Genomic DNA, 16414 nt, shown 5'->3' with positions numbered 1-16414 from the left:
TCTAGCCGTTTCCGGGCCGTTTGTCGATCTCTGTCCCGGATGCCATGGACCCGGTGCTCACGACAGGTTCGACTGCCGGATCTTCCCGCGGCGCACAAAAGATGCGCAGCAGCCCTGACGGATTGACGTAAATTGCGCCATGTTGCCCGCAAAACCCTGCATCGCCCATGTGGGAGTCCTTGACGCCCCCCCGGACTTCGGGCCAAGGATGGAACCCATATACCGGGCTCGTCCCGGACCGGCATTCGCGCCCCGTATCCAGTTGGTCCCCCTCTGGAGCGGGGCTTTTGCGTTCTGGAACCCATGAAGCGACGCATCGACCTTGGACTTCTCTACTCCCGCTCGGGCAGCTACGCGCTGATCTCGGACGCCTGCCGCACCGGGGCGCTGGCCGCCGTGGCCGAGGTGAATGCCGGGCCCTTCGATCTGGAGCTGGTGCCGGTCGAGCGCGATCCCGGTGGCAACATCGACTTCTATGCCCCTCTGTGCGAAGAACTTCTGGCCCATGAGGGGCTGCGTCACGTCGTGGGCTGCGTCACCTCCTGGAGCCGCAAGGAGGTGATCCCGACGCTGGAGAAGGCGCGTGGGACGCTCTGGTATGCGGTGCCCTACGAGGGCTTCGAAGCCTCGGACCATGTGGTCTATACCCATGCCTGCCCGAACCAGCACCTGCTGCCGCTGCTCGACTGGGCCTTTCCGGCCTTCGGCCGCCGCGCCTACCTGACGGGGTCGAACTACATCTGGGGCTGGGAGATGAACCGGCTGGCGCGCGAGCGGATCGGGGCAGCGGGCGGCAAGGTTCTGGGCGAACGCTACCTGCCCATCGGATCGCTCGAGATCGACCGGATGATCGAGGAGATCCGCGCGACCGCGCCGGATTTCATCCTGAATTCGCTGATCGGCCCCTCCTCCTATGCCTTCCTCAAGGCCTATCAGGCGCTGGGGCGCGAGGATGCCCGCTTCCGTCCGGACCGCTGCCCGGTGATGTCCTGCAACCTCACCGAATGCGAGCTGCCCGCGCTGGGGGATGCGGCCGAGGGGCTGATCGCCGCCGGACCCTACTTCCGCGGCGAGGGCCGGTTCGGCTCGTCGCACGAGGCGGCGGCCCATGCAGCGGTGATGGAGCTTGCACGCCTGCTCTCCGGCCGTCCGGGCGCCGAGCGGCTTCCGCTTTCGCAGCTGCTCGCAGGGTCCCCTCCGGGCATCGTCGATCCGCAGACGCATCACACCGCGCTGCCGGTCCTGATCTCACAGGTCTCGGGCGGCCGGTTCACGGTGCGCGAGCGCCTGCCCGCACGTCCCGGGGATCCCTACCTGACCCATCCCGCGCCCGCACGCCCGGCCACGCTGCGGATCGTGTCATGAAGCGCGGCGTCCGGCACCAGAATCTCGGCGGCGCGCGGGCGGTGATCCTGCACCGGCCGCACCCGGTCGTTCAGGCGCTGACCCGCCAGCTTCACGCCATCGGCCTCGAGGTCGGAGACTGCTGGCCGGACCTCGAGCCGCAGGCGATCTCGGCCGATTTCATCTTCTTCGACGCGGACATGGGGCACGATGCTCAGTTTCCGTGGAAACCCGGCGAAAGCCCGATGCCCATGATCGCGCTGATCGGGTCGGAGGCCCCGGGGCGCATCGAATGGAGCCTGCAGGCCGGCGCCCATGCCCAGCTTCTGAAGCCCATCGGCGACAGCGGCGCCTATTCGGCGCTGCTGATCGCGCGGGCGGCCTTCGACGCGCACCGCGCGCTGTCGGCCGAGATCGCGGACCTGAGGCGGCGGCTCGATCAGCGTCAGACCGTCGTGCAGGCGGTGACGCTGCTGGCGCAACGGGCCAGGGACGAGAGCGCCGCCTACGGCCAGCTCCGCCAGATGGCGATGGCCTGGCGGGTGAGTATCGAGGAGGCCGCGCACCGCATCGTCGCGAGCCAGGGAGGACCGGATGACCGACGCGACCGCGGCTGAGCGCCCCATCCGCGCCAAGGGCGCGCTGCGCCGGCTGGCCGAGCGGCCGCTGGCGCTCTTCGGCCTGTTCCTGATCCTCCTCGTGGTGGGCGGCGCCGTCCTCGCGCCCCTCGTCGCGCCCTTCGACCCGAGCGAGCAGCATTTCGACGGGCTGACCATCGAGGGCGCGCCGCTGCCGCCCGGAGGCGCCTTCCTTTTGGGGACCGACCTGCTGGGCCGCGACCTCTTCTCGCGCATCCTCTGGGGGGCGCGCACCTCGCTCATCATCGGGGTGGCCGCGAACGGGCTTGCGCTTGTGATCGGCACGCTCGTGGGCCTGACGGCGGGCTATTTCCGCGGCTGGATCGGCGCGGTGCTCATGCGCTTCACCGACCTGATGATGGCCTTCCCGGCGCTTCTGCTGGCGATCTGCCTTGCCGCGATCTTCCAGCCCTCGCTCTGGATCGTGGCCATGGTGATCGCCTTCGTGAACTGGGTGCAGACCGCGCGGGTGATCTTCACCGAGACCTCGGCCCTGTCCGAACGCGAGTTCATCGCGGCCGAACGAACCCTGGGCGCGGGCACGGCGCGGATCCTCTTCCGCCACATCCTGCCCCACCTTCTGCCCACCATCATCGTCTGGGGCACGCTCGGCATCTCGACGACGGTGCTGCTCGAGGCCACGCTCTCCTACCTCGGCGTGGGGGTGCAGCCGCCGACGCCCAGCTGGGGCAACATCATCTTCGAGAACCAGACCTACTTCCAGTCGGCGCCCTGGCTCGTCTTCATTCCGGGCGCGGCCATCCTTCTTCTGGCGCTCGCCTTCAACCTCGTCGGAGACGCGCTGCGCGACGTGCTCGACCCGACCCAGCGCGGGAGGGACTGATGCCCGCCTATCTCCTTCGCCGCCTGTTCCAGTCGGCCCTGATCCTGCTCGGCGTCTCGCTCGTCACCTTCATCCTGCTCTATGTGCTGCCGGCCGATCCGGTGCGCCAGATCGCGGGCCGCTCGGCCACGCCGCAGGTGGTCGAGAACATCCGCCGCCAGCTCGGTCTCGACCAGCCCTTCCTCGTGCAGTACGGTCGCTATCTCTGGGGGCTCATGCAGGGCGATTTCGGGCGCAGCTACCTGCAGAAGACCGATGTGGCGACGCTGATCGCGGCGCGCCTGCCCGCCACCCTGCAACTGATGGGCGGCGCGATCCTGTGCGAGCTGGTGCTGGGCCTGACCATGGGCATCGTCGCAGCCCTCCGGCGCGGACGGGCGCTCGATCAGGGGCTGATGATCGTCTCCTTCGTCGCGGTCTCGGCACCGCAGTTCGTGGTGAGCCTGCTCCTCCTCTATGTCTTCGCGGTCAAGCTCGGCTGGTTCCCCATCGGCGGCTACGGCACGCTCTCGCATCTTGTGCTGCCCGCCGTCACGCTCGGGATCCTCGGCTCGGGCTGGTACAGCCGGATGATGCGCTCGAGCATGATCGACGTGCTGCGTCAGGACTATATCCGCACCGCCCGCGCCAAGGGCCTCACGCGCGGCCGCGTGATCCTGCGCCACGCGCTGCCGAACGCGATCCTGCCCATCGTGGCCATGATCGGCATCGACATCGGCATCTTCATGGGCGGCATCGTCGTTGTGGAAAGCGTGTTCGGCTGGCCCGGCATCGGCCAGCTGGCCTGGCAGGCCATCCAGCGCATCGACATCCCGATCATCATGGGCGTCACCATGGTCTCGGCCTGCGCCATCGTGCTGGGCAACCTTCTGGCCGATCTCGTGACGCCCTTCATCGACCCCCGCATCAAGCTGAAATAACAGGACCGACAGGAGAGACCCATGAACAGACTGCTCGCCTCCACCGCCGTGATGCTGGCGCTCGCCCTGCCCGCCGCAGCCCAGGACTATACGCCCGACCCGAATGCGAAGCCCGGCGGCACGATCACCATCACCTACAAGGACGATGTGGCGACGCTCGATCCGGCCATCGGCTACGACTGGCAGAACTGGTCGATGATCAAATCGATCTTCGACGGGCTGATGGATTACGTCCCCGGCACGACCGAGCTGCGCCCCGGCCTCGCCGAGAGCTACGAGATCTCGGAGGACGGGCTCACCTATACGTTCAAGCTGCGCCCGGGCGTGAAATTCCACAACGGCCGCGAGATGACGGCCGAGGATGTGAAATATTCGCTCGACCGCGTGACCCTGCCTGCGACCCAGTCGCCGGGCGCAGGCTTCTTCGGCTCGATCAAGGGCTTCGATGCGATGGCCGACGGCTCGGCCAGCACGCTCGAGGGCGTGACGGTGGTCGATCCCTCGACCGTCAGGATCGAGCTCTCGCGTCCCGACGCCACCTTCCTGCATGTGATGGCGCTGAACTTCGCCTCGGTGGTGCCGAAGGAAGCCGTCGAGGCGGCGGGCGCGGACTTCGGCAAGCAGCCGGTCGGCACCGGGGCCTTCAAGCTCGCCGAATGGACGCTGGGCCAGCGTCTCGTCTTCGAGAAGAACGCCGACTACTGGCGCGAGGGCGTGCCCTATCTCGACAGCATCGTCTTCGAGGTGGGACAGGAGCCGATCGTGGCGCTGCTGCGGCTGCAGAACGGCGAGGTGGACGTGCCCGGCGACGGCATTCCGCCTGCGAAATTCACCGAAGTGATGGCCGATCCGGCGCAGGCCGAGCGCGTGGTCGAGGGCGGGCAGCTGCACACGGGCTACATCACGATGAACGTGACCCAGCCGCCCTTCGACAATCTGCAGGTCCGTCAGGCCGTCAACATGGCGATCAACAAGCAGCGGATCACCCAGATCATCAACGGCCGCGCGATCCCCGCGACCCAGCCGCTGCCGCCCTCGATGCCGGGCTATACCGAAGGCTACGAGGGCTATCCGCACGATGTCGAGAAGGCCAAGGCGCTGCTCGCCCAGGCGGGCTTCGCCGACGGGTTCGAGACCGAGCTCTATGTGATGAACACCGACCCGAACCCACGCATCGCGCAGGCGATCCAGCAGGATCTGTCGCAGATCGGCATCAAGGCCGCGATCCAGAGCCTCGCGCAGGCCAATGTGATCGAGGCCGGCGGCAATGGCTCGGCGCCGATGATCTGGTCGGGCGGCATGGCCTGGATCGCGGATTTCCCCGATCCGTCCAACTTCTACGGCCCGATCCTGGGCTGCGCGGGCGCGGCTGACGGCGGCTGGAACTGGTCGAAATTTTGCGACGAGGCGCTCGACGCCAAGGCCACCGAGGCCGACAGCCTCGCCGATCCGGCCCGCGCCGAGGAGCGGCTGAAGCTCTGGTCCGACGTCTATATGGGCGTGATGGAGAAGGCCCCGTGGGTGCCCGTCTTCAACGAACAGCGCTACACGATGAAATCCGCGCGCATGGGCGGCGACGACAGCCTCTATGTCGATCCCGTCTCGATCCCCGTCAACTACGACTATGTCTTCGTGACCGAGTAAGACCCATGTGCAAGGCCTGCAATTACACGATCCACGGCGCGCAGCATCACTTCGGCTGGGACAATTCGCTCCCCCCGGCCGAGCGTGTGGAGCCCGGCTCGACCATCCTCTTCCACTGCCAGGATTCCTCGGCAGGCCAGCTCGGACCCTCGTCCGTGCTGGCCGACGTGGTGGCGCTCGATTTCGGCCGGATCAACCCGGTCTCGGGCCCGATCCATGTCGAGGGGGCCGAGCCGGGCGACGCGCTGAAGGTCACGATCGAGAGCTTCACCCCGCAGGTGCGCGAGGGCACGGGCTGGGGCTGGACGGCCAACATCCCGGGGTTCGGCCTCCTGGCCGACCAGTTCACCGAAGCCGCGCTCCATATCTGGAAATACGATGCCGAGAGCCTCGCGCCCGCGCTCTGGGGCAAGGAGGGGCGCGTGCCGCTCAAGCCCTTCGCGGGCACCATCGGCAATGCGCTGGCCGAGCCGGGGCTGCATTCGGTGGTGCCGCCCCGGCGCGTGGGCGGCAACCTCGACATCCGCGACCTCGCGGCGGGAACGACGCTCTACCTGCCGGTCGAGGTGGCCGGGGCGCTGTTCAGCGTGGGCGACACCCATGCGGCGCAGGGCGACGGCGAGGTCTGCGGCACGGCCATCGAAAGCCCGATGGATGTGGTCCTGACGCTCGATCTGGTGAAGGGCGCGAACCTCAAGACCCCGCGCTTCACCACGCCCGGGCCCGTCACGCGCCACCTCGACGCCAAGGGCTACGAGGTCACCACCGGCATCGGGCCCGACCTGATGAGCGGGGCGCGCGATGCGGTCTCGGCGATGATCGACCATCTCTGCGCCACGCGGGGCATGGCGCCGGTCGAGGCCTACATGCTGGTCTCGACCTGCGGCGACCTGCGGATCTCCGAGATCGTGGACATGCCGAACTGGGTCGTGAGCTTCTACTTCCCGCGCGCCGTCTTCGAATGAGCGGCGCCGCACTCCTTTCCGGGGCGGCCTCCGCCCCGGACGCAGAGGCCCTGCCCGCGCTCACCGTGGAGGGGCTCGAGGTTTCGGTCCGCACCGAAGCGGGCCTGCGCCCGCTGGTCTCGGGCCTCTCCTTCACGCTCGCCCGCGGCGAGACGCTCGCCATCGCGGGCGAGAGCGGTTCGGGCAAGTCGATCACCTCGCTTGCGATCATGGGCCTCCTGCCCCCGCCCGCGGTGCGGATCACCGGGGGGCGCGTCAAGCTCGGCCGGACCGAGCTCACCGACTTGCCCGAGGGACGGATGCGCGCCATCCGCGGCGACCGGGTGGCGATGATCTTTCAGGAGCCGATGACCTCGCTGAACCCGGTGCTGACCATCGGCACGCAGCTCGCCGAGGCCATCCGCGCCCATGAGACGGTCTCGAAGGCCGAGGCCCGCGCCCGCGCGCTCGAGGCCCTGCGGTCGGTGCGCCTCTCGCAGCCCGAGCGGCGGCTCGACCAGTATCCGCACGAACTTTCGGGCGGCATGCGCCAGCGGGTGATGATCGCCATGGCGCTGGCGCTCCGCCCCGAGGTGCTCATCGCCGACGAACCCACCACCGCGCTCGACGTGACGGTGCAGCGCGAGGTGCTGGACCTTCTGCGCGACCTTCAGCGCGAGCTGGGCACGGCGATCATCCTCATCACCCATGACATGGGCGTGGTGGCCGAGATGGCCGACCGGGTGATCGTGATGCGCGACGGGCGCATGGTCGAGGAAGGCCCGGCCACGCAGATCTTCACCGAACCGCGGGCCGAGTACACCCGCGCGCTTCTGGCCGCCGTGCCGCGCATGGGCGCGGGCCGGGGCCGCCCGCCGGTGGAGGCCGAGCCCATCGCGCGGCTTTCGGACCTGCAGGTGCGCTTCGACCTGAAGGGCGGGCTGCTCGGGCGCACACAGGCGCGCGTCCATGCCGTCGAACATGTAAGCTTCGACATCCGCCGCGGCGAGACCTTCGCGCTCGTGGGCGAGTCGGGCTGCGGAAAATCCACCATCGCCAAGGCCATGGTCGGCCTCGTCCCGCACGAAGGCCGGATCGAGATCGGCGGCGACAGGCTCGGAGCGCTCGACGCGGCCGGGCGCAAGGCCCTGCGCCGACGGGTGCAGATCGTCTTTCAGGATCCGATGGCGGCGCTCGATCCCCGGATGCGGATCGGAGACCTGATCGCCGAGCCGCTGGTGATCCACGGCATCGGCACGCCCGAGGAGCGCCGCGCCCGCGTGGGCGACCTGCTCACCCGCGTGGGCCTCAGCCCCGCGCAGATGGAGCGCTATCCGCACGAATTCTCGGGCGGCCAGCGGCAGCGGATCTGCATCGCCCGGGCGCTCGCGCTGCGCCCCGAGCTCATCATCGCCGACGAATCCGTCTCGGCTCTCGACGTCTCGGTGCAGGCGCGCGTGCTCGATCTGCTCGCGGCACTGAAGCGCGAGTTCGGCATCGCGCTCCTGTTCATCAGCCATGACATGGCGGTGGTCGAGAATGTCTCGGACCGGGTGGCGGTGATGTATCTCGGCCAGATCGTCGAGATGGGCACCCGCGATCAGGTCTTCGGCAACCCGCAGCATCCCTACACCCGGCGGCTGATCGAGGCGGTGCCGGTGCCCGATCCGCTGCATCAGCGCCCGCCCGCGCCCCGGCTGGCGGGCGAAATCCCGAGCCCGGTCCATCCCGTCGGCTCGGGGCCCGAGCGGGTGCGGCTCACCGATGTGGGCGCGGGTCACCTTGTCGCACGGTGAACCGGAGTCGCGCTTAAGATTCTTGCAGATATGCCTTCTGTCGCGCAAACCTTGTGCGCAATCAACCGCTGCAGGAGACGTGCGTCTTTGTGCTTGACCTTACGGTCGCAGGGAGCCGAACGTGGGCCCCACATATCGGCATTCGAGCCCTTCGGATCGGCGCGGCCCCAGCGGCCCTGCGCCGGGCGAAGGGCTGTTTCTTTAAGGAGCCTCATGACTTGCCCTCGTCCCGGCCTCTGCGCCGCCCGGACCCGCTGAGGGAGCGCCATGCACCGCTACCGCTTCGTGCTCTTCCGCCCGCTCCAGTTCCTGCCCGTGCTCTTCGGCATCTCGGTCATCACCTTCGTGCTGGTGCGGCTGATCCCCGGAGATCCCGCGCGCATCCTGCTCGGCACCCGCGCCACGCCCACGGCGCTCGCCCGGATCCGCGCGCAATACGGCCTCGATGAGCCGATGTGGGCGCAGTATCTCTATTTCCTGAAGAACCTCGCTTCCGGCGAGATGGGCCGCTCGACCCTCTACAAGATCGACGTCCTGCCGCTGATCGCCACGCGGATCGAGCCGACGCTCGCGCTCGTGACCATGGGCGTCCTCCTCTCGCTCGCCATCGCCGTTCCCTTCGCCGCCATCTCGGCCCGGCGGCAGGGCCGGGCGGCGGATCAGGCGGTGCGGGTCGTCTCGACGCTGGGGATCGGCTTTCCGCCCTTCTGGCTGGGCCTCGTGCTGATCCTGCTCTTCAGCGTCACGCTGGGCTGGCTGCCGGTTTCGGGCTACGGCGAGACGCTGGGCGAGAAGATCTCGCACCTGATCCTGCCGGGGCTGACGGTGGCGCTGTCGCTCTCGGCGGTGCTGACGCGCAGCCTGCGGGCGGGCATGATCGCGGGGATCCATTCCGATGTGGCCACCGCCGCCCGCGCCCGCGGCCTGTCGGAGAATGCGGTCTTCTGGCGCCATGTGGTGCCGAACGCGCTGGTGCCCACGGTGAACCTTCTCGCCGTCAACATCGGCTGGCTGATCGGCGGCACCGTGGTGGTCGAGAGCGTCTTCGCCCTGCCCGGCATGGGGCAGCTTCTGGTGCGGGGCATCTTCTCGCGCGACTACATGGTGGTGCAGGGCGTGGCCATGACCTTCGCGGTCGCCACGGTTCTGGTGAACTTCCTGGCCGACATCGTGACGGTCGCCCTCGACCCGCGGGTGAAGCTGTGATCGCCGCGCTCGGCCTGCCCGTCCGCCGCCGCCCGATGCTGGCCATCGGGACCGCGCTCCTTCTGGCCTTCCTCCTCGCGGCGCTGCTCGCGCCCTGGATCGCGCCCTTCGATCCGATCGCACAGGACGGATCGATCCGCCTGCAGCCGCCGAGCCTCGCCCATCCGTTCGGCACCGACAATTTCGGCCGCGACGTGCTCTCGCGGGTGATCTGGGGCGCCCGGATCGATCTGCAGATCGCAGTGCTGGGGGTGCTCTTTCCCTTCCTGATCGGCACGGCCGTGGGCACGCTCGCGGGCTTCTTCGGCGGCTGGATCGACGCGCTCTTCATGCGCCTGATCGACGTGATCCTGGCCTTCCCCTTCCTCGTCCTGATGCTCTCGATCATCGCGATCCTCGGGCCCGGGCTCACCAGCTTCTACATCGCCATGGCGCTGGTGGGCTGGGTCTCCTATGCGCGGCTGATCCGGGCGCAGATCCTCGTGCTCAAGACGCAGGATTTCGCGGTGGCGGCCCAGAGCCTCGGCTTCTCGCGCACCCGGATCATGTTCCGCCATCTGCTGCCCAATGCGCTGGCGGGCTCGCTCGTCTTCGTCATGTCGGACGCGGTGCTCGTGCTGCTCAATGGCGCGGCGATCAGCTACCTCGGGCTCGGGGTGCAGCCCCCGCTCGCGGAATGGGGGGTCATGGTGGCGGAGGGTCAGGCCTTCATCACCACCGCCTGGTGGATCACCCTGTTCCCGGGCCTCGCCATCGTCACACTGGCCTTCGGCTTCAGCCTGCTGGGCGACGCGCTCGGCGATCTTCTGGGGGTGAAGGAATGAGCCTGCTTGCCATCCGCGACCTCGAGATCCGCTTCCGCGACGGCACCGAGGAACGGCTTCTCATCGACCGGGTCTCGCTCGAGCTGAAGAAGGGCGAGATCCTGGGCCTCGTGGGCGAGAGCGGCTCGGGCAAGAGCCTGCTCTGCCGCGCGGTGATGGGACTTCTGCCCTCGCGCAAGCTCTCGGTCACGAAGGGGCATGTGAGCCTTGCCGGGCGCGACATCACCCGCCTGCCCGAGCGCGAGATGCTGGACATCCGCGGGCGGCGGATCGGGATGATCTTTCAGAACCCGACCAGCCACCTCGATCCGGTGATGCGGATCGGCGATCAGATCGCCGAAGGGCTCTGCCGTCACCGCGGCCTGCCCCGCGCCGCCGCGCGCGAGGAGGCGGTGACGATCCTGCGGCAGGTGGGCTTCACCGACCCGCCGCGGCAGGCGCGGATGTATGCGCACGAATTCTCGGGCGGGATGCGCCAGCGCGCGATGATCGCGGTGGCGCTTGCCTGCGATCCCGATATCCTGATCGCGGACGAGCCCACCACCGCGCTCGACGTGACGATCCAGGCGCAGATCCTGCGCCAGCTGGCCGATCTGCGCGAGAGCCGGGGTCTCTCGATCATCCTCATCACCCACGATCTGGGCGTCGTGGCCCAGACCTGCGACCGGATCGCCGTCATGCGCGACGGGCGCATCGTCGAGGAGGGCGAGAAGCGCCGCCTGCTCGCGGCCCCGCAGCATCCCTATACCCAGGCGCTGATCGCGTCGCATCCCTCGCTCCCCCACGAGGAAGCGGTGGGCGAGCCCTATCAGCCCCACAGCCGCCCGCTGATCGAGATCGACGATCTCGAGGTGAGCTTCCCCGCCGGAGGATCGCCCTGGGCGCGGCGGCGCTTCAAGGCGGTGGACGGGGTGAGCCTGCGCATCGGGCGCGGCGAGACGGTGGGGATCGTGGGCGAGAGCGGCTCGGGCAAGAGCACGCTCGCCCGCACGCTTCTGGGGCTTCAGCCCGTCACCTCGGGTCATGTGGCCTTCGACGGCTCGGTGCTGACGCTCGAACGCGCACGGACGCTCGCCCGGCTGCGGCGCGAGGCGGCGATGGTGTTTCAGGATCCGTTCAACGCGCTGAACCCGCGCCTCACCGTGGGCGAGACGCTGGCCGAGGTGCTGCGCGTGCAGGGCAAGGTGGCGCGCGCAGCCATCCCCGCGCGGGTGAACGAGCTTCTCGACATGGTGGGGCTCGACCGCGGCTTCGCCGACCGCAGGCCCCGCAGCCTGAGCGGCGGCCAGTGCCAGCGCGCGGGCATCGCGCGGGCGCTCGCCGTCGATCCGACGCTGATCGTGGCCGACGAATGCGTGGCGGCCCTCGATGTCACGATCCAGGCGCAGATCGTGGAGCTCTTCCGTACGCTCGTGGCGGCGCAGGGGCTTACGCTCCTCTTCATCGCGCACGATCTGGCCATCGTCCGCTCGCTCTGCGAGCGGGTCGTGGTCATGCAGCACGGGCGCGTGGTCGAGGACGGGCCCTCGGCCGAGGTCTTCGCCCGCCCCTCCCATCCCTATACCGCGGCGCTGATCGCGGCCATCCCGAGCATCGACCCCGACCAGCCGCTGGCGGCCGCGATGCCCGACCCCAGAAGCCAGACCCAACAGGAAGGACTGCTCACATGACAGGAAAATGGGCCCGCGTCGGCCTCATCGCGCTGAGCGTGACCCTCGGCCTCGGCAGCATCGCCGAAGCCGCGGGCGTGCTGACCATCGGCCGGCGCGAGGACGGCACCACCTTCGACCCGATCGCCACGGCGCAGAACGTGGATTTCTGGGTCTTCTCGAACGTCTATGACGTGCTCGTGCGCGTGGACAAGACCGGGACCAAGCTCGAGCCCGGTCTGGCCGAAAGCTGGGAGATCTCGGAGGACGGGCTCACCTACACGTTCCATCTGCGCGACGCGAACTTCTCCGACGGCTCGCCCATCACCGCCGAGGACGCGGCCTTCACGCTGCTGCGCATCCGCGACAGCGAACTGTCGCTCTGGTCGGACAGCTATGCGGTGATCGAAACTGCCGAGGCGACCGATCCGAAGACCCTCGTCGTCAAGCTGAAGACCCCCTCGGCGCCCTTCCTGTCCACCATGGCGATGCCCGCCGTCTCGATCCTGTCGAAGGCGGGCGTCGAAGCCATGGGCGAGGAGGCCTATGCCGAGAAGCCCGTGGCCTCGGGCGCCTTTACCGTCAAGGAATGGCGCCGCGGCGACCGGGTGATCCTGAAGAAGAACCCGGAATTCTGGCAAGCCGACCGGGTGAGCCTCGACGGGGTCGAATGGATCTCGATCCCCGACGACAACAGCCGGATGCTGAGCGTGCAGGCGGGCGAACTCGACGCCGCGATCTTCGTGCCCTTCTCGCGGGTGGCGGAACTGAAGAAGGATACCAACCTCAAGGTCATGGTCGAGCCCTCGACGCGCGAGGACCATCTGCTCCTCAACCACGAGCACGAGCCACTGAACGATCCCAAGGTGCGCGAGGCGATCGATCTCGCCATCGACAAGCAGGCGATCGTCGACACGGTGACCTTCGGGCAGGCGCAGATCGCCAATTCCTACATCCCCGCCGGCGCGCTCTATCACAACGACAACAACCTGCTGCGGCCCCACGACCCCGAGAAGGCCAAGGCGCTTCTGGCCGAGGCGGGTGTGTCCGACGTGAGCCTCGATTATGTGGTGAATGCGGGCAACGAGGTGGACGAGCAGATCGCCGTCCTCCTCCAGCAGCAGCTGGGTCAGGCCGGGATCACGGTCAATCTGCAGAAGATGGACCCAAGCATGACCTGGGACATGCTGGTGAATGGCGAATACGACCTGTCGGTCATGTATTGGACGAACGACATCCTCGATCCCGACCAGAAGACCACCTTCGTTCTGGGTCACGACGTCAACATGAACTACATGACGCGCTACGAAAACGACACGGTGAAGCAGCTCGTGGCCGATGCCCGGCTCGAGATGGACCCGGCCAAGCGCGAGGCGATGTATACCGAGATCCAGGAACTGTCGAAGGCCGATACCCACTGGATCGACCTCTATTACAGCCCCTTCATCAACGTGACGCGTGCCAATATCGAGAACTTCAACCAGAACCCGCTGGGCCGCTTCTTCCTCGAGGATACGGTGAAGAACTGAGGCTCCGCCTCTGGCGGACCAAGGGGGTCGGCGCGGTGCGCCGGCCCCTTTTTTGGCTCAGACCCGGGCGTAGTCGATGCGCCGCGCGAGCCAGCAGCCGAGGCGGAGGCCGGTCACGGCCCCGCCCTCGCGCCGGACCTGCAGGGTCCAGTCGCCCGGCGCGGGCGCATCCATCGACCGCCGCGTCGTGACGATCCAGACATCGGGCCCGACCGGATGCAGCCGCTCCATCGGCCCTGCACCAAGAAGCCCCTCGAAGCCCGCATAGGCGCCGCCGTCGCGCGCCTCGATCACGAGATCGGCCTCGAGCTCGCGCGCATGGTAGCGCCCGGCGATCTCGCCCGCATCCGCCACGGCGACGACGGGCAGCGGCTCGGCCCGCACGGTCAGATTGTCGGAGGTCCGGTTCATGACGAGCATCGCGCCCTCGCGCGCAAGGCTCACGCCCGCCCCCCGCGGCACGCCATCCTCGCCCGCGGTCAGCCGGTCCGGGCCGGTCGCGAAGCGCAGCGTCAGCCCCTCGGCATCCTCCCCGACGCGCAGCAGAAGCCCGCTCTCGGGATCGAGCCATTGGCCGGCCCAGCCCTCCGGGCGCGCGCCCTTCGGCGCTTCGTGGCCCAGAGCCGCCGCCAGCAGCGAGCTTGCCGCCGCATGGGCGCTGGCCTCGTGGTTGAAGATCACCACGACCGAGAGCCGCTCATCGGCCGCATGGAACCGCTGCGCCCGGAAGCCCCGCAGCGCGCCGCCGTGGCCCGTGACCTTCACCCCCGCCACCGTCTCATGCGAGAGGCCGAAGCCGTAGCTTGCGGGCGTGCCGCAGACATAGGCGGGCGGCACCGAAATGCGGCGGTAGATCGAGTTTTCATCGTTGCGCGTGGCATCGATCCAGCTCTCGTAGGCCAGCATGTCCTGAAGCGAGGCCGAGATGCCGGCATCGCCGATCCAGAAGATCCCGTTGTCGGCCGGGAAGAAGCCCACTGCATCGCTGCCCTCGTAGCCCACCACCTCATCGGCCGGGTGGCGCGTGTCCGAGGTGAGCTCGGCCGTCCGCATCCCCGCCGGCCCGAAGATCCGCTCGGCATAGAGATCGCGCAGCGCGCGGCCCGTCTCGCTCTCGAGGATCTCCGAAACGATGCGGAAGTTGCAGTTGCAGTAGGAATAGGCGGTGCCGGGCGGGAAATGCCCGGTCTTCATCCGCGCGATCAGCGGCAGCGCATCCTCGCGCCGGAAGGTCTGGGCGGCCTCGGCCCCCTGCAGTACGGTCAGCGCCCAGTAGTCGCGCAGGCCCGACTGGTTGTCGCAGAGCTGGCGGAGCGTCGGCAGCGGCCCCTCGAACTGCGGCAGGAACTCGGCCACCCGCGCATCGTAAGCGGCGGTGTCGCCCAGCGTGTCGAGCAGCGCGCCGCAGGTGAACTGCTTCGAGATCGAGCAGATCGGCAGGCGCGTGCCTGTCTCCATCGGGCGGCGGCGGGTCAGGTCCGCGTAGCCCCAGGCGCGGCTGGCCACCACCTGCCCGTCCTTGACCACCCCGGCCACGCCGCCGGGTCCGCGGAAGAGGTTCGGCAGCGCATCGAGGGCGCGGTCGAGCGCGTCGAGATCGAGTGTCATCTTGGTCCTGCTGGTCGTTTCTCGGCCGGAGAGTGGCCCAGCCGCGCCCTCGCTGCAATGGCCGGATGTCGCACGCGCCCCGCGGGCGGCGCGAGGCGATTTTGCGCGCCCGTCTCGGGCCGTCAGCGCCGACCGTGGGCCATGCGCTCGGCCTCGGGCATCCGGCGCAGCGCGAGCATGGCCCAGGTTCCGAGGAACGGCCCCGGCACGAGCAGGAGAAACACCCAGCGCCAGCCGATCGCCTCTGCCAGAAGCGGCACGGCCCAGATCGTCACGATGGTCAGCGCGAAGCCCACGCCCATCTGGAAGGCCAGCGCCGAGCCCACGAGATGCGGCGGGGACAGCTCCGTCACCGCAGCCGAGAACTGCGCGCTGTCGGCCACGATCGCGAGCCCCCAGAGAAGGGCCAGCCCCACGAGGAGCCAGACGGGCCCGCTCCAGGCGAGCCCCACCGCCAGCGCACAGCTGCCCGAGATCGCCATGGCGAGCGCCGTCGTGCGGCAGCGCCCGATGCGGTCCGAGAGGATCCCGCCCAGCACGCAGCCGGGCGCGCCCGCGGCGACCACGGCGAAGGTCAGGAGCGAGAGGTTGCCGAGCCCCAGCCCCGCCTCCGACGCCGCGCGGGCCCAGGCGAGAAACCAGCCCCAGACGGCATAGAGCTCCCACATGTGGCCGAAATAGCCGAGGTTCGCGGCCATCACCGGGCGGTTGCGCAGGACGCCGAAGGTCTGGCGGAGGTCGATGGCGGCGGCCCGGCCGAACGGATGCGGCCCCTCGCGCAGCGCCAGCCCGAAGATCGGCGCGGCCAGGAGGCTGAAGAGTCCGGCCGCCCCGATCACGAGACGCCAGTCGAGCGCCTCGCCCAGGCCCCGCACCAGATGCGGCAAAGCGGAGCCCAGCGTGAGCGCGCCGATGAGGCAGCCCAGAGCCAGCCCGCGGCCCTGCCGGAACCAGGTGGCCATGAGCCGGATCGCGGGCGGGTAGACGCAGGCCAGAGCCGCCCCGGTCAGCATGCGTGCCGCAATCGCCGCGGCGGGGCCGGGCTCCAGCAGAAGAAGCAGTGTGGCGAGCCCCGCGACCGTCGCTGCCGCTCCCATCAGCCGGTTCGGATGGAGGCGGTCGGGCAAGGCCAGGGCGCTCGAGATCAGCGCCCCGGCGACGAAGCCCGCCTGCACGCCGTTCGTGAGCCACGCCGCCTCGGACGCGCCGAGCCCCCAGCGCAGGATCAGCTCGGGCATGACGGCGGTGGCCGAGAACCAGGTCGAGAGCGAGAGGACCAGCGCGGCGCAGGTCACCGCGAGGAAACTCCAGCGGTTGCCGCTCATGCCGCCCTCGGTCCCGTCAGATCCTGTGCTCATGCCATCCCTCCGCCCCGGCGCATCATTGCCGGGAACGGGCTGTGGGCCAACGGGTCCATGAAGGTTTTATCGTCGAGGCGGGCACCTGCGGCGGGACCGCCCCGGCTGAC

At 69.1% G+C, this 16414-nt stretch carries 13 protein-coding genes; 11 read left to right on the top strand and 2 right to left on the bottom strand.

The window, feature by feature from the left end:
• Positions 1-303: 303 nt before the first annotated feature.
• The 11 genes from RSP_RS16925 to RSP_RS16875 all read left to right on the top strand — a co-directional run bounded on the left by RSP_RS16925 (position 304) and on the right by RSP_RS16875 (position 13338).
• A complete protein-coding gene (locus RSP_RS16925) occupies positions 304-1365 on the top strand; it encodes a transporter substrate-binding protein (protein WP_011339160.1) in 1062 nt (353 codons plus the stop codon).
• A complete protein-coding gene (locus RSP_RS16920; protein ID WP_002723885.1) occupies positions 1362-1961 on the top strand; it encodes an ANTAR domain-containing response regulator in 600 nt (199 codons plus the stop codon). The genes RSP_RS16925 and RSP_RS16920 overlap by 4 nt, the downstream gene beginning before the upstream one ends.
• On the top strand, positions 1939-2826 hold the full coding sequence (locus RSP_RS16915) for an ABC transporter permease (protein WP_002723883.1): 888 nt from the start codon (positions 1939-1941) through the stop codon (positions 2824-2826). The genes RSP_RS16920 and RSP_RS16915 overlap by 23 nt, the downstream gene beginning before the upstream one ends.
• Entirely contained in the window at positions 2826-3746 is a 921-nt protein-coding gene (locus RSP_RS16910; RefSeq protein ID WP_002723881.1) for an ABC transporter permease, read from the top strand. Before RSP_RS16915 ends, RSP_RS16910 begins: the two co-directional genes overlap by 1 nt.
• Positions 3747-3767: 21 nt before the next feature.
• A complete protein-coding gene (locus RSP_RS16905) occupies positions 3768-5390 on the top strand; it encodes an ABC transporter substrate-binding protein (RefSeq protein ID WP_011339159.1) in 1623 nt (540 codons plus the stop codon).
• A gap of 5 nt (positions 5391-5395) precedes the next feature.
• Positions 5396-6355: an acetamidase/formamidase family protein gene (locus RSP_RS16900; RefSeq protein WP_011339158.1), complete on the top strand. Its 960-nt coding sequence runs from the start codon at positions 5396-5398 to the stop codon at positions 6353-6355.
• A complete protein-coding gene (locus tag RSP_RS16895; protein ID WP_011339157.1) occupies positions 6352-8130 on the top strand; it encodes an ABC transporter ATP-binding protein in 1779 nt (592 codons plus the stop codon). Before RSP_RS16900 ends, RSP_RS16895 begins: the two co-directional genes overlap by 4 nt.
• A gap of 267 nt (positions 8131-8397) precedes the next feature.
• A complete protein-coding gene (locus RSP_RS16890) occupies positions 8398-9336 on the top strand; it encodes an ABC transporter permease (RefSeq protein WP_002723873.1) in 939 nt (312 codons plus the stop codon).
• Positions 9333-10160 (top strand): ABC transporter permease, encoded by an 828-nt coding sequence (locus RSP_RS16885; RefSeq protein ID WP_011339156.1) that lies wholly within the window; start codon positions 9333-9335, stop codon positions 10158-10160. Before RSP_RS16890 ends, RSP_RS16885 begins: the two co-directional genes overlap by 4 nt.
• On the top strand, positions 10157-11830 hold the full coding sequence (locus RSP_RS16880) for a dipeptide ABC transporter ATP-binding protein (RefSeq protein ID WP_011339155.1): 1674 nt from the start codon (positions 10157-10159) through the stop codon (positions 11828-11830). Before RSP_RS16885 ends, RSP_RS16880 begins: the two co-directional genes overlap by 4 nt.
• Entirely contained in the window at positions 11827-13338 is a 1512-nt protein-coding gene (locus tag RSP_RS16875) for an ABC transporter substrate-binding protein (protein ID WP_011339154.1), read from the top strand. The genes RSP_RS16880 and RSP_RS16875 overlap by 4 nt, the downstream gene beginning before the upstream one ends.
• 57 nt (positions 13339-13395) lie before the next feature.
• Here the strand turns inward: RSP_RS16875 and RSP_RS16870 are convergent, their stop codons facing one another.
• Positions 13396-14946, bottom strand: a complete 1551-nt coding sequence (locus tag RSP_RS16870) for a D-aminopeptidase (protein ID WP_011339153.1) — start codon at positions 14944-14946, stop codon at positions 13396-13398.
• A 122-nt stretch (positions 14947-15068) separates the two neighbouring features.
• A complete protein-coding gene (locus tag RSP_RS16865; protein ID WP_011339152.1) occupies positions 15069-16304 on the bottom strand; it encodes an MFS transporter in 1236 nt (411 codons plus the stop codon).
• Positions 16305-16414: the final 110 nt, after the last annotated feature.

The organism is Cereibacter sphaeroides 2.4.1 (assembly GCF_000012905.2).
GTDB classification, from domain to species: domain Bacteria; phylum Pseudomonadota; class Alphaproteobacteria; order Rhodobacterales; family Rhodobacteraceae; genus Cereibacter_A; species Cereibacter_A sphaeroides.
This window is presented reverse-complemented; position numbering and strand designations above follow the sequence as displayed.

Bases quoted from the DNA above. Each gene is read 5' to 3' on its own strand.
- RSP_RS16925 (WP_011339160.1), top strand. From the start codon at position 304: ATGAAGCGACGCATCGACCTTGGACTTCTCTACTCCCGCTCGGGCAGC.
- RSP_RS16920 (WP_002723885.1), top strand. From the start codon at position 1,362: ATGAAGCGCGGCGTCCGGCACCAGAATCTCGGCGGCGCGCGGGCGGTG.
- RSP_RS16915 (WP_002723883.1), top strand. From the start codon at position 1,939: ATGACCGACGCGACCGCGGCTGAGCGCCCCATCCGCGCCAAGGGCGCG.
- RSP_RS16910 (WP_002723881.1), top strand. From the start codon at position 2,826: ATGCCCGCCTATCTCCTTCGCCGCCTGTTCCAGTCGGCCCTGATCCTG.
- RSP_RS16905 (WP_011339159.1), top strand. From the start codon at position 3,768: ATGAACAGACTGCTCGCCTCCACCGCCGTGATGCTGGCGCTCGCCCTG.
- RSP_RS16900 (WP_011339158.1), top strand. From the start codon at position 5,396: ATGTGCAAGGCCTGCAATTACACGATCCACGGCGCGCAGCATCACTTC.
- RSP_RS16895 (WP_011339157.1), top strand. From the start codon at position 6,352: ATGAGCGGCGCCGCACTCCTTTCCGGGGCGGCCTCCGCCCCGGACGCA.
- RSP_RS16890 (WP_002723873.1), top strand. From the start codon at position 8,398: ATGCACCGCTACCGCTTCGTGCTCTTCCGCCCGCTCCAGTTCCTGCCC.
- RSP_RS16880 (WP_011339155.1), top strand. From the start codon at position 10,157: ATGAGCCTGCTTGCCATCCGCGACCTCGAGATCCGCTTCCGCGACGGC.
- RSP_RS16875 (WP_011339154.1), top strand. From the start codon at position 11,827: ATGACAGGAAAATGGGCCCGCGTCGGCCTCATCGCGCTGAGCGTGACC.
- RSP_RS16870 (WP_011339153.1), bottom strand. From the start codon at position 14,946: ATGACACTCGATCTCGACGCGCTCGACCGCGCCCTCGATGCGCTGCCG.
- RSP_RS16865 (WP_011339152.1), bottom strand. From the start codon at position 16,304: ATGAGCACAGGATCTGACGGGACCGAGGGCGGCATGAGCGGCAACCGC.